The 13,164-nt window shown below is 63.2% G+C and carries 12 protein-coding genes, 2 tRNA genes and 1 riboswitch; of the genes, 9 read left to right on the top strand and 5 right to left on the bottom strand.

The window, feature by feature from the left end; translation table 11 throughout:
* Positions 1-2: 2 nt before the first annotated feature.
* Together rnpA and rpmH are read right to left on the bottom strand one after the other, a co-directional pair.
* Positions 3-371, bottom strand: coding sequence for a ribonuclease P protein component (rnpA, locus tag IHE39_RS15230; RefSeq protein WP_067965606.1), 369 nt, complete (start codon positions 369-371; stop codon positions 3-5).
* 16 nt (positions 372-387) lie between these two features.
* On the bottom strand, positions 388-522 hold the full coding sequence (gene rpmH, locus IHE39_RS15225; RefSeq protein WP_008833937.1) for a 50S ribosomal protein L34: 135 nt from the start codon (positions 520-522) through the stop codon (positions 388-390).
* Between the two features lie 355 nt (positions 523-877).
* Here rpmH and IHE39_RS15220 point away from each other — a divergent pair, with 355 nt between their 5' ends.
* A complete protein-coding gene (locus IHE39_RS15220) occupies positions 878-2,365 on the top strand; it encodes a sensor histidine kinase (RefSeq protein WP_192567056.1) in 1,488 nt (495 codons plus the stop codon).
* 112 nt (positions 2,366-2,477) lie between these two features.
* Positions 2,478-2,554, top strand: a tRNA-Arg gene (locus tag IHE39_RS15215).
* Between the two features lie 86 nt (positions 2,555-2,640).
* On the opposite strand, the gene IHE39_RS30665 is transcribed toward IHE39_RS15215, so the two are convergent.
* Positions 2,641-2,991 (bottom strand): hypothetical protein, encoded by a 351-nt coding sequence (locus tag IHE39_RS30665; RefSeq protein WP_246485500.1) that lies wholly within the window; start codon positions 2,989-2,991, stop codon positions 2,641-2,643.
* On the opposite strand from IHE39_RS30665, the gene IHE39_RS31130 reads away from it, so the two are divergent.
* A complete protein-coding gene (locus IHE39_RS31130; protein ID WP_353527951.1) occupies positions 2,902-3,114 on the top strand; it encodes a hypothetical protein in 213 nt (70 codons plus the stop codon). The genes IHE39_RS30665 and IHE39_RS31130 overlap by 90 nt on opposite strands.
* A 37-nt stretch (positions 3,115-3,151) precedes the next feature.
* Here the strand turns inward: IHE39_RS31130 and IHE39_RS15205 are convergent, their stop codons facing one another.
* On the bottom strand, positions 3,152-4,357 hold the full coding sequence (locus IHE39_RS15205) for a M14 family metallopeptidase (protein ID WP_192567054.1): 1,206 nt from the start codon (positions 4,355-4,357) through the stop codon (positions 3,152-3,154).
* Between the two features lie 392 nt (positions 4,358-4,749).
* Here IHE39_RS15205 and IHE39_RS15200 point away from each other — a divergent pair.
* Positions 4,750-4,826 (top strand) — tRNA-Arg (locus tag IHE39_RS15200).
* A 119-nt stretch (positions 4,827-4,945) separates the two neighbouring features.
* Here IHE39_RS15200 and IHE39_RS15195 read toward each other — a convergent pair.
* Positions 4,946-5,254: a hypothetical protein gene (locus tag IHE39_RS15195; protein ID WP_184773394.1), complete on the bottom strand. Its 309-nt coding sequence runs from the start codon at positions 5,252-5,254 to the stop codon at positions 4,946-4,948.
* Positions 5,255-5,422: 168 nt separating this feature from the next.
* Here IHE39_RS15195 and IHE39_RS15190 point away from each other — a divergent pair, with 168 nt between their 5' ends.
* The 5 genes from IHE39_RS15190 (at position 5,423) to IHE39_RS15170 (ending at position 13,158) form a co-directional block, all read left to right on the top strand.
* Positions 5,423-6,583, top strand: a complete 1,161-nt coding sequence (locus IHE39_RS15190) for an enolase C-terminal domain-like protein (protein ID WP_184773396.1) — start codon at positions 5,423-5,425, stop codon at positions 6,581-6,583.
* A gap of 35 nt (positions 6,584-6,618) precedes the next feature.
* Positions 6,619-7,791 (top strand): M24 family metallopeptidase, encoded by a 1,173-nt coding sequence (locus tag IHE39_RS15185; RefSeq protein ID WP_192567053.1) that lies wholly within the window; start codon positions 6,619-6,621, stop codon positions 7,789-7,791.
* Between the two features lie 128 nt (positions 7,792-7,919).
* Positions 7,920-9,359 (top strand): amidohydrolase family protein, encoded by a 1,440-nt coding sequence (locus IHE39_RS15180; protein WP_192567052.1) that lies wholly within the window; start codon positions 7,920-7,922, stop codon positions 9,357-9,359.
* A gap of 164 nt (positions 9,360-9,523) precedes the next feature.
* Positions 9,524-9,629: riboswitch (glycine riboswitch) on the top strand.
* A 46-nt stretch (positions 9,630-9,675) separates the two neighbouring features.
* Positions 9,676-10,929, top strand: a complete 1,254-nt coding sequence (locus tag IHE39_RS15175; protein WP_192567051.1) for a D-amino acid dehydrogenase — start codon at positions 9,676-9,678, stop codon at positions 10,927-10,929.
* A gap of 18 nt (positions 10,930-10,947) precedes the next feature.
* Complete coding sequence (locus IHE39_RS15170; protein ID WP_210327583.1) at positions 10,948-13,158, top strand: malate synthase G; 2,211 nt, start codon at positions 10,948-10,950, stop codon at positions 13,156-13,158.
* Positions 13,159-13,164: the final 6 nt, after the last annotated feature.

Here is a 13,164-nt window from a genome sequence, read left to right as displayed (position 1 = left end):
CCTTATCGCGTTCCGCGAATGCGCCGAGAAAGTTCGGCCGTGATCTGGCCGAAGGGGGCGGTGAGCACGTCTTCGCGCCCGACGATCACATAGTCTTTGCCGGCGGCCATGTCACCTGCGGCATGTGTACGAACGGCTTCCCTGAGGCGCCGCTTGACGCGATTGCGGACAACCGCGTTGCCGACCTTCTTGGTGACGGTATAGCCGACGCGCGGCCCCGCACTGTCGTCGCGATCCAGAACCTCGACGAGAAAAAACCGCCCGCGCCGCTTGTCACCGCGGCGGACGGCCAGAAACTGTTTTCTTTTCAGAAGCCGCTCGGGGCCGCGACCATGCGGAGCAGACCCCTCTGGCTTGCCGTCAGCGGGCAAGGTTCCCGCCTATGGCTTAGGCGGAAAGCCGCTTGCGGCCGCGGTTGCGGCGAGCTGCGACGACGCCACGACCGCCCTTGGTTGCCATGCGAGCACGGAAACCATGACGGCGCTTACGGACGAGTTTGGACGGCTGATAGGTACGCTTCATTTGTTTTTATACCGCGGGGTGCGGCCCTTCTTGATTCTGTCACACTGTAACAGGAGCTTGGCTCGGCTTGCCTCGACGCGATCAAAAACCGCGACGGAAGCGGGTCCCGAGCGTGTGCGGGCTTATAGAAAGAAGGTCCCGCGAAGTCAATCCGCCCGTGCCAGCGCCACCAAAGGTTGATTCGCACTGTCAGCAGAAGACAGGGGACAGCGCGTAGGTCCGGACATTTTGCAGTGCGGAATTTGCAACTGCGCTGCGATCGCCTATCTTTGCAATAAAGGGGACGCAAGGCAGTTCGTACTCATTTTAGCCCGAAGCGCATCATTCCCGCACTGGCCTCGCAGCAAAGAACAGCATGACTGAAGCAGCCGATACCGGTGTATTTCCCGGAAAACAGGCGGACCGTTCGGTTCCGCTTTCGCGCGGCCTGTCGGCCAAGCTGCTGCTGCTGACCATCGCTTTCGTACTCTTCGCTGAGGTGCTGTTCTTCCTGCCCTCGGTGGCAAGCTTCCGTATTCGCTGGCTCGAGGAGCGTCTGGCCACTGCCGCTGCGGTCGCCACGATTCTGGTGCAGGGCGACCCGACCACGCTTTCCCGCGCAGCGCAGAACGACGTGCTGGCGGCGATCGGCGCCAAGGCAATTGCCGTGCGCGACGGCGGCGTGTCCCGCCTGCTGGTCGTCGCCGACATGCCGCCCGAGGTCGACGAGCATATCGACATCGCCAAGGAAGGCGTGCTGGACTCGATGCCTGATGCCATCAACACGCTGCTGTTTGGCGGCAATCGCATGCTGCGAGTCTACGGCAGGGTCGGCGAGAGTGCCAAGGAGTTCGAGCTCGTCATCCCTGACTACCGGCTGCATCGCGCCATGCTCGCCAATGCGCGCTACATCGTCTTCGTCTCGCTCCTGATCTCGCTGTTCACCGCGGCCCTTGTCTATGCCGCCATCGACCGCATCATGATCAAGCCGATCCGTACCATGACGCGCTCGATGCTGACCTTTTCCGATGCGCCCGACAATCCCGCCGGCGTCATCGTTCCCGAGGCCCGCTCGGACGAGATCGGCCTCGCCGAGCGCGAGCTGGCAGCGATGCAGACGCACCTGCAACGCATGCTGCACGAGCAGAAGCATCTCGCCGACCTCGGCCTGGCCGTGTCCAAGATCAACCACGACATGCGCAACATCCTGGCGTCGGCCCAGCTGATGTCCGACCGCCTGCGCATGGTCAAGGATCCAGCCGTGCAGGCATTCGCGCCGAAGTTGCTGCGCACGCTCGACCGCGCCGTCGCCTATTCGGAGAACGTTCTGTCTTATGGCCGCGCCCAGGAGCCGGCACCGGCGCGCCGGCGCCTGCGGCTCAGCCAGCTTGTCGACGACGTGCATGGCCTGCTCGGTCTCGAGCCCGAATCGGGCATCGAGTTCTTCAATGCCGTCGACACCGAATTCGAGATCGAGGCCGATCCAGACCAGCTGTTCAGAGTGCTGACCAATCTGTGCCGCAACGCAGTGCAGGCGATGGCCGGTGCCGCCGACAGCGCCATCGTCAATCGCCTGACCGTCTATGCCGAGCGCGAGGGCAGCGTCAGCCGCATCCTCGTTGCCGATACCGGCCCCGGCCTGCCGCAAAAGGCGCGCGAGAACCTGTTTGCTGCATTCCGTGGGTCCGCCCGCAGCGGCGGCACCGGCCTTGGCCTCGCCATCGCCTACGAACTGGTGCGTGCCCATGGCGGGCAGCTAGAGCTCGTCGAGAGTGCGGGCGGCCGAACGGTGTTCGCCGTCACCATCCCCGACCAGCCGGTTCGCCTCGATGAGGCGCGTCAGGGCATGCGCCGGCCGGCCTGATCAAAAAAACTTTGCCGGCGGCGGCTTGCATTTCACAATTCGAGCCGTTAGGTAGCGCCGGTCGCTGCAGTCGATTGACCGCAGCGTGTTGGCCATTCACTTGGCCTGTTGCGCGCCCGTAGCTCAGCTGGATAGAGCACCAGACTACGAATCTGGGGGTCAGAGGTTCGAATCCTTTCGGGCGCGCCATTTTCTCCTCTGTATTTGAACGAACTGGGTGTCCGTGGGCGCGCTTCGGTCCGCGTGTTGAGCCGCAGGGCTCGCAGGGTTAGTTGTTACAGGGCTACCAACTCGTAGCCGTCTCCCTTTTCCACAACCGTGCCAGCGCCGGGAAATGGAAGATGCATGCCCAGCACAGGAATGCGGTCGGCCGCGACCTCGCGGAACATGGCCTGGCGGGACTGGGCTGCCCGTGCCGGGTTGGCGTCGAAGGTCGAGGTCCAGGAAAACTGGCCAGCGGCCGGGGCGCTGCTGAAGTTGTCCTCGGAGGTCCAGTAGTCCCGTCCGCGCCCTCCTTGCTGGCCAGTTATGTGCTGATGCCGATGATGGCCGATTTTGCAGCGCGGCATCCGGATATCGAATTGGAGGTCGTCGCGTCCGACCAGGTCGCGAGCCTGACCAGGCATGACATCGCGACTTCCGCTGCACCGCCCGCGTCCGGGCCTTCGTCACGGATATGCGTCAGCAGTTCCGCGCCCTTGATGTGTCGGAGCAATGCCAGCGCAGTGCACCGGAACCGGCATAGTTGATGGTGGTCGGCCTTTGCGTATTTGAGGCCTGAGCGCTTTACTCGGGATAGGCTTCCACGCCCTCCGGCGGCGCCTTATTGAAAAGGATGAACGCCAGCGGGTTGCCCGGCTCGGACATCGCGTCGCTGCGCTGGCCCGTCACTTCTCCCGCCACGGCGCTTGTATATTCCGCAACCACTTCGCCGAAGCTGTTGCGCTGGACGGCTACCTTCTGTCCGGCTTCGACCTTGTCGTTGAGCTTGACCAGATGCTCGACCAGCCCGCCATGGGTTGCCAGGATCGGGAATGCGCTGTTGCCGACAAAGACGGTCACGTCCTTGCCTGTGCGTCCCATCCGTCCGGCCACGATGCCATGATGCTTGAGCACGTTCATCGTCCCTTCGACGAACAGCGAGATCATCTCGAGGTCCAGCACGCGCGCAGCACCGATCTCCGGGCAAAAGGCCGGAATGCCGGCGTCGACGAAGGCGTTGTGCAGCACGCCGGGATAGACATGACTGTCGAAGATCTGGCCAACCGGATAAAGTTCCAGCATCGCCTTGATCTCGGGCACATCCGTGCCGCCGATGTTGAACGCGGTGACGTCGAACCCGGTCGTGCCGGTGTGGAAGTCGATCGCGGCATCGGCGTTTGGCCGCAGCAGACGGTTGAACAGCAGCCCGGCATGCCGGCTGGGGGCGGTGGCGCCGTTCTCGTCGCCGGGCCATTCCCTGTTCATGTCGATCAGGTCGTTGCCCCTGCCAAAATTGGGCCACCTGCGTTGCATGCCTTCGATCGCCGGGCGGGACACGTCAGTGACCGCCATCACCGTGCCCGACATCTCGGCCGGATCGAGCTGATTCATCACGCTGTGGACCGTATGCACGGAGCTCATCTCGTCGCCATGCACGCCACTGGTCAGAACGACGCGCTTGCCGGGCTTGGCCCCCCTGGCGACAGTCACGGAGACATACCAGTACTGTCCGGTCGGCATCCGTACGCCCTGAAAGTACAACAGGTGCTTCTTGCCGGGTTCAAGATCGTTGACGTCGAGCGCGCTGACGACTTTCTTCCCCTCGATCACATCGCCGGTATAGACCGTTGCCGATGGCGCCCCCGCTGCGGCGTCGGCAGAAGGGGCCGCGGCGTCTTGGGCGCTTGCCTTGCCAACATGGGCAGCCAGCGCAGCCGATGCGCCGACCGTGGCAATGGAAGCGATCATGAAATCGCGGCGATCGAGGCTTTCTGTGGGCTTGTGTGACATGGCGAGGCCTTTGTCGTGAGAAAAGCGACGTTGCGGGCACAGCATACACGCCGATTGCAATCGCGCACAACTTCAAGTGCCGTGGCGTCATCGCCGATCTTCTCTGGGAGCCGCCCAGTCTGCTTGGTTTCGCAACGCGTGGCAGTAGGCTGCCAAGGCAGCAGCCAACGTCTCAAACTCCAGCATGGGTCGGCTTGCGGCCGCTGTGGCAATAGACCGGTCGGCAGTGGATTTTGCCGCCTTGCCTCTGTGGCGTCGCGGGCCGCCGGCAGGTTTTCCCATAAAAGTTTGAAGACGGCGGCTTGCAATTCGCCAAGTCAGCGGCTAGTTAGCGCCGGTCGCTGCGGTCGATTGACCGGAGCTTCCCGGCCGTTTCTTTAATGGCCCGTCGCGCGCCCGTAGCTCAGCTGGATAGAGCACCAGACTACGAATCTGGGGGTCAGAGGTTCGAATCCTTTCGGGCGCGCCATTTTCTTGCAACATGTCATGCCAGCGAGCCGAGCCAAAGGCTTTGCTCACCCCCTGCCACAGACCGCTGACGTCTGGTCTGCCGCCTTTTTTCGCGCCATCCGGGGGGCGGTCGCGTGTTCAACGCGGTGTCGGCGTATCCTCGACGCTGACATGCCGCTCGAACTTGTCGAGCAATGTGTGCATCTGTTTGCGCGCGGCTTCGAAGTCGGGCGAGGAGGCCCGTGCGGCGCGGTCGCTGTCATAGGCTTCCCTTGAGACGAAGTCGCATTCCCAGCTGACATCGGGCCCGCTTCCCTCCATCCGCACAAGGATGCGGCCGGGCTCCAGGCCGAGCTGTCGCCTGATCTCCGTCGCCTTGCGGCGTTGCTTCAGAACCTCGTCTGCCTGCCCCTCCCTGGCGAAGTAGTTGGTCGCTTCGACAATCATCTTTTTCCTCCATGTCTTGCCGCCGTGCCCGGTCACCGCTTCGTCCGGCTTGCAAATTCGATCCCCGGGTCGCTTGACATCCAAAAATATGATCATAAAGTGTGATCACAGTAGATGATCGCATCCTACAGCGATGCCTCTGCGGTGACAAGGAAAAGGTAGAGACCCGTGCCCACGATCAAGTCCATCGAAACGCTTGTTGTTCAACTGCCGACTCGGCGAGAGCACAAATGGGCCGGCCTGACCGAGGTCATCGGCCGCTATGTCATGGTCAAGATGACCGACAGCGACGGCCGTGTCGGCTGGGGCGAAGCGCCGGCGCTCAAGGACTGGGGCGGCGAGTTCGGCCGCTACTTTGGTGAGTCTGCCATGATCACCCGCAGTGTCATCGAGACCTATCTGGCGCCCGCCGTCATCGGCCTTGAACTCGGCAATTTTGCCGAACTGCATGCCCGCATGGATGCCATCATCCGCGGCTATCCCTATTCCAAGGCGGCGGTCGAATTTGCTGCCTATGACCTCACTGGCCGCTGGCTGAACGTTCCCGTTCATACGCTGCTTGGCGGCAAGGCGCGCGACAAGGTCGCCATCACCCATTCGATCGGCCTGATTGCGATCGAGGAGGCCAAGGTCGAGGCGGCCAAGCTTGCCGCCGAAGGTATTAAGACGATCAAGGTCAAGATCGGTGTCGATCCGGCGCGCGACGTCAAGATGGTCGCCGCGGTCCGCGAGGCCGCCGGCGAGGCTATGGAAATCTGCGTCGACGCCAACGAAGGCTACAAGACGCCGGGCGAGGCGGTGCAGACCGTGCGCCAGATGGAAAAGTACCGGCTCAAATATGTCGAGCAGCCGGTGATGGGCATCGAGCGCATCGCCGAGGTCGGCCGCCGTATCGACGCGCCCGTCATGGCCGACGAGTCGGCATGGAATGCCCACGACGCTATCCAGATCATCCAGAACGGCGGCATCCAGATCATCTCGATCTACACCACCAAGGCCGGTGGTCTCTACAAGGCCATGGAGGTCGGTGCGGTTTGCCGCGCCGCCGGCATTATCTGCAACGTCAATGGCTCGATCGAAACAGGCATCGGCAACCTGGCCAACGTCCAGGTCGCGGCTGCCTCGCCGGCGGCGACGCTGTCCTGCGTCATCCCGATCTCGACGCCGGCCGAGGCACAGCACGGCCAGGTCGGCGGCATCTACTACAAGGACGACCTTCTGGTCGAGCCGATGCAGGTCGTCGATGGCGCGGTCGTCGTGCCGTCAGGTCCAGGCATGGGCATCGATGTCGACCTCGCCAAGGTCGAGAAATACCGCGTGCGCGACTGAGCGCCGGTCAAAAAACTCAAGGAGAGGAACACATCATGCGGGCAGAAATCGTAGCGAAGCAGGTCAGGGCAATGGCGGAGCATGGGCTCGACGCCATCATCTGCTCTTCGCCTGAAAACTTCGCCTACACCGCAGGCTTCGTCGTGCCGTCGCAGCCGCTGATCCGCCACCGCCATGCAATGACCATCGTCACGGCAGACGGACGCACCGCGATCTTCGGTGTCGACATGGAGGCTTCGACGATCAAGCGCCGCTTGCCCGACATGCCGGCCCGCATCTGGGCGGAGTTTTCCGACGATCCGATGCTGGTGCTGGCCGACCAGCTTTCCGGCCTCGGTCTTGGCAAGGCACGCATCGGCCTCGAGATGGACTACCTGCCGGCGGGTGACTTCGCCCGCCTGATTTCGGCAATGCCTGGCGCCCGCTTCGAGCATGCCGAGCCGATCCTGGCGCGGCTGCGCCAGATCAAGACGGCGGAAGAAATCGCGCTGCTCTCCAAGCTGTCGCGCATCGCCGACCAGGCGATCACCGACACGCTGGCCGTTGTCGATGCCGGCGATTCCGAGATGGACATTGCCGGCCACCTGACCCGCAACGTCTATTCGCTCGGCGCCGAGCACTTCAAGCTTCTGATCGTCGCCACCGGCGAGCGCTCGGTGCTGCCCAATGTCGGCCCGTCCGATCGCATCCTCAAGCGCGGCGACGTCTGCCGCGTCGAGATCTTTTCGGTCATCAACGGCTACCAGGCCGGCGTTTGCCGCACGGCCATCGTCGGTGAGGCGCCGCCCATGGCCGACAAAATCTGGGCTCATCTGGTCGAGTGCAAATATGAGATCATGGAGAAGGTGAAGCCGGGCGCCAGCTGCCGCGAGATCTATGATGCCTTCATCGCCAAGCTCGCCAGGCTCAACCTGCCGCCGATCTCGTTCGTCGGCCACGGCATCGGCTTGCACCTGCACGAAGATCCCTATCTCGGCATGACGCCGGTGCTCGGCAAACCGGGCAGCGACGCGCCGCTGGAGGAGAACATGGTGCTCGGCTTCGAGCCGCTCTGCTACGACACCGGCTATGGCTATGGCATGCAGAACAAGGACATGCTGCTGGTGACGTCGAAGGGTTCGGAACTGCTTTCCGACTATGCCGACACCGACAAGCTGATCCTCTGCGGCACCGCCAGGAGTGGTGGCAAGGTCAAGGCGGTCGCCTGAGCGAACCTGCCTTGTGATTTGGCAGCCGGGGTGCTTTGTGGCCCGGCTGCATAGCGAGATGTCGCCCGCCGTCACGGACCGGCGGGACACGATTGAAGGTCCGTGAGTGAAGTATGGGGTGGAGACACATGCGCACGCTGATCGAGAATTTGAACTTCGCCTTCACGGTCGACAAGAACGACACGGTGCTGCGCAACGCCAGCGTGGTCGTCGAAAACGACCGCATCGCCGATATCGGCCAGGCGGATGAAGTGGCGGCACGCCACAAGAACAAAAGCTTCGACAAGGTCATCGACGGTACGATGCTGGGCATCTGCCCGGGCTTCGTAGACAGCCATGTGCACCTGTCCGAGACGCTGTCGCGCGCGGTCTTCCCCGACAATCTCAATACCCGCGCCTGGGTGTTCCACTGGGCCAAGCCCTTCTACGCCCACATATCAGAGGAAGACGAGTATTGGGGCGCGCTGCTCGGCATCACCGAGATGCTGCGCTGTGGCACCACCTGCTTCCTCGACATGGGCTCGCAATATGATCCCGGCATCGTCATTAGGGCGATGGACAAGACTGGCATCCGCGGCATCACCGGCCGCCACGCCGCCGACAACCGCCCGGCCGAGCTGCCGCGCGGCTGGACCGAGGAGATGGCAGAGCATCACTTTTTCCCCGACGCCCAGTCGGCGCTGAAGGTGCTCGAGGAAAACGTGCTGCGCTATAACAATACCCTCGACGGCCGTGCCCGCTGCTGGGTCAACATCGAGGGCAAGGAGCCCTGCAGCCTCGAACTGCATGTCGGCGCGGTGGCGCTGGCCGAAAAGCTCGGCGTCGGCACGACCTATCACCTGGCGACCTCGATCGAGGAGGCCAAGGTCTGCGAAAGCAAATATGGCTGCTGGCCGATCACCCGCGTCGACAATGCCGGCGGCATCCGCAAGAACCTGGTCATCGCCCACGGCGCTGCCGTGTCGGATGACGAGGTCAAGCTTTTGGCCGAACGTGGCGCCAGCGTCGCCTTCTGCCCGTGCTCGTCTTTCAAGCTCGGCAAGGGCGCGACGTCGATCGGCAAGTATCCCGAGATGGTCAGGGCCGGTGTCAAGGTAGGCCTCGGCACCGACGGTGTCTCGGCTGCCGGCAACATGAACCTGATGCGGCAGATGCTCGTCGTTGCCGGCATGTTCAAGGATGCACGGCTCAAGCCCGACGTCTTCACCGCGCGCGATGCGCTGCGTGCCGCCACCATCGAAGGCGCGCGCGCCCTGATGTGGGATGACGAGATCGGCTCGCTGGAGATCGGCAAGAAGGCTGACTTCATCCTGTTCGACCTCGACCATGTCGAGTGGACGCCGTTCTACGATCCGCTGCAGGCGCTGGTGTTCTCGGCCTCGACGGCCTCGATCACCCAGACCTGGGTTGATGGCAAGGCGGTCTATTTGGACGGCAAGGTGCAGGGCGTTGACGAACCGTCGATCCGCCGGAAGGCCCGCGAACTGGCGGCCGCCGCGGTGGTGCGCGCTGGCTTGCACGAGCATGGCGTCGAAACGACCACAACGCTTTACGACGAAGGAAACTGACGCCTTTGCCGTCCCGCGACTACCGTTGCGGTACGGCCTGGCGCCAGCTAAGAAGAATTGCGTTCAACAGGCTGCATTGGGAGAGATCGGCCGCTGCTAGACGACACCGGCCGACGCCGACGGAGCAACCCCCCAGGAAACTCTCAGGCAAAAGTGACCATGCAGTTGAACGATCTGGAGAGAGGCGCTTCGAGCGTCCACCGAAGGGGAAAGCCGCAGCGGCCGGGCCGTCGCGGTTAAGCTCTCAGGTACAGCGACAGATTGGGGAATAACCGCGGGTTTCGGCCCGCACCCAACTTTGTTCGCGGAGAGTGAAATGCCCCATATTGCCGTTATTGGCGCCGGTATCACCGGCGTTACCACTGCCTATGCGCTTCTGGAGCGCGGCTATTCCGTCACCGTCATCGACCGCCAGCGTTATGCCGGCATGGAGACGTCGTTCGCCAATGGCGGCCAGTTGTCGGCCAGCAACGCCGAAGTCTGGAACCATTGGTCGACCTTGCTCAAGGGCATGAAGTGGATGCTGCGCCGCGATGCGCCACTTTTGATGAACCCCCGGCCGACCTGGCACAAATATGCCTGGCTCGCCGAGTTCGTCTCCAACATCGCGAATTATCGTGACAACACGGTGGAGACGACGCGGCTGGCGATCGCCGCGCGCAAGCATCTGCTTGCGATTGCCGAGCGCGAGAATATCGATTTCGACCATGTCCAGCGCGGCATCCTGCATTTCTACTGGGACAGACCGAGCTTCCAGCATGCACTGAAGGTCAATTCGATGCTGGTCGAAGGTGGCCTCGACCGCAGGCCGGTGACGGCGCAGGAAGTGAAGTCGATCGAGCCGACCTTGCATGGCGATTTCCATGGTGGCTTCTACACGCCGTCGGATTCGACCGGCGACATCCACAAGTTCACCTTCGGCCTGGCCAAGGCCTGCGAGCGGCGCGGGGCGCGTTTCGTCTTCGACGCGACCGTCAACCGGATCGCCCGCGATGGCGTGTTCTGTATCGGTTATACCAGCGGCGGGGCGTCCAGCGAGCCTGGTGACCAGATCGTCGAGGCCGATGGCATTGTCGTCTGCGCCGGCTCGGCCAGCCGTCACTTTGCCGCGATGCTCGGCGATCGCGTCAATGTCTATCCGGTCAAGGGCTACTCGATCACAGTGCATCTCGACGACGAGCGCAGCCGGAACGCCGCGCCCTGGGTCAGCCTGCTCGACGACCGCGCCAAGATCGTCACCAGCCGTCTCGGCGAAGGACGCTTCCGTGTTGCCGGCACTGCCGAGTTCAACGGCATGAACCGCGACATTCGTGACGACCGTGTCAGGCCGCTGGTCGACTGGACCCGCATGCTGTTCCCTGGCGTCGACACCAACCGCGTCGTGCCATGGGCCGGCCTCAGGCCGATGATGCCCAACATGATGCCGAGGGTCGGCAAGGGTCGCCAGCCGGGTGTGTTCTACAACACCGGCCACGGCCATCTCGGCTGGACGCTGTCCGCCGCCACCGCCCAGATGGTCGCCGAGACCATTTCGGGCGAATTCCGCACCGACGCTGCGATCGCGGCCTGAAACAGGGGAGTTTTGATCATGAACATGATGAACAGGATCAGTGACCGCGTCTCCCTGCATGGCCTATCTGTCGCGCGTGAGTTGCACGATTTCGTTGGCGAGGCGATTGTCGGCACGGGTGTCGAGGTCGATGCGTTCTGGGAGGGCTTTTCGGCGATCGTGCACGATCTCGGGCCGAAGAACCGGGCGCTTCTGGAAAAGCGCGACGACTTCCAGCTCAAGCTCGACGCCTGGTACCGCAAGCATGGCGCCCCGCACGACATGGCGGCCTACAAGGCGTTTTTGAGCGAGATCGGCTATCTCGTGCCGGAAGGCCCGGCCTTTGCGGTCACCACCGACAATGTTGATGCGGAGATCGCCACGGTTGCCGGCCCGCAACTGGTGGTGCCGGTGATGAATGCGCGTTATGCGCTGAACGCCGCCAATGCGCGTTGGGGGTCGCTCTATGACGCGCTTTACGGCACCGACGCGATCTCCGACGCCGATGGTGCCGAAAAGACCAAGGGCTACAATCCCAAGCGTGGCGCCAAGGTCATCGCCTGGGCCAAGGCGTTTCTGGATCAGTCGGCGCCGCTGGCATCGGGCAACTGGGCGGATGTGACCGGGCTTGCGGTCGAGGGCGGTGCACTGAAACTTGCGACGGCTTCCGGTTCGATCTCGCTGGGCAACGCAAAGCAGTTCGCCGGTTATCGTGGTGAGGCCAAGAATCCTGACGCGGTGCTGCTTGCGAAGAACGGCCTGCATGTCGAGGTCGTGGTCAACCGTGAAAGTGCGATCGGCAAGACCGATCCGGCCGGCATCTCCGACATGGTGCTGGAGTCTGCGCTGACCACCATCCAGGACTGCGAGGATTCGGTCGCCGCTGTCGATGCCGAAGACAAGGTCGTGGTCTACCGCAACTGGCTTGGCCTGATGCGCGGCGACCTGTCCGAGACTTTTGACAAGGGCGGCAAACCGGTCACCCGCAAGCTCAATGGCGACCGCGACTACACCGGCCCCGATGGCGGCACCGTTTCGCTGCCCGGCCGTTCGCTGATGCTGGTGCGCAATGTCGGTCACCTGATGACCAATCCCGCGATCCACGACCGCGACGGCAACGAGGTGCCCGAAGGCATCATGGACGCGGCGATTACCGCACTCATCGCCCTGCACGATGTCGGTGCCAATGGCCGCCGCGCCAATTCCCGTGCCGGCTCGATGTATGTCGTCAAGCCGAAGATGCACGGCCCCGAGGAAGTCGCCTTTGCCGTCGAGATCTTCGACCGCGTCGAGCGCCTCGTCGGCATGCCGCGCAAGACCATCAAGATGGGCATCATGGACGAGGAGCGGCGCACCACTGTTAACCTCAAGGAGTGCATCCGTGCCGCCAAGGAACGCGTGGTGTTCATCAACACCGGCTTCCTCGACCGCACCGGCGACGAAATCCACACCTCAATGGAAGCCGGCCCGATGGTGCGCAAGGGCGACATGAAGCAGGCGCCGTGGATCAATGCCTATGAGGCCTGGAACGTCGACACCGGTCTGGAATGCGGCCTGTCGGGCCATGCCCAGATCGGCAAGGGCATGTGGGCGATGCCGGATCTGATGGCGGCGATGCTGGAGCAGAAGATCGCCCATCCCAAGGCCGGCGCCAACACCGCCTGGGTGCCGTCGCCGACGGCAGCGACGCTTCATGCCACCCACTACCACAAGGTCGACGTGCATCAGGTGCAGGCCGAGCTGAAGAACCGGCCCAAGGCCCGCCTCGACGACATCTTGTCTGTGCCGGTGGTCGTCCGTCCCAACTGGACGCCCGACGAGGTTCAGCGCGAGCTCGACAACAATGCGCAGGGCATCCTCGGCTACGTCGTGCGCTGGATCGACCAGGGTGTCGGCTGCTCGAAGGTGCCCGACATCAACGACGTCGGGCTGATGGAAGACCGCGCCACGCTGCGCATCTCCTCCCAGCACATCGCCAACTGGCTGCGCCACGATGTCTGCTCGCACATCCAGGTGATGGATTCACTCCAGCGCATGGCGGCGATCGTCGACCGGCAGAATGTCGGCGATCCGCTCTACAAGCCGATGGCGCCCGAGTTCGACCAGTCGACCGCCTTCCGTGCTGCCTGCGACCTCGTCTTCGAAGGCCGCGCCCAGCCCAACGGCTACACCGAGCCGGTCCTTCACAAGCGCCGGCTCGAACTCAAGGCGAAGCGCCGCATCGCGTCACAACCCAAGATTACGAATTGAGGAAGC

This window comes from Aminobacter carboxidus, from assembly GCF_014863355.1.
Lineage (GTDB): Bacteria > Pseudomonadota > Alphaproteobacteria > Rhizobiales > Rhizobiaceae > Aminobacter > Aminobacter carboxidus.
This window is presented reverse-complemented; position numbering and strand designations above follow the sequence as displayed.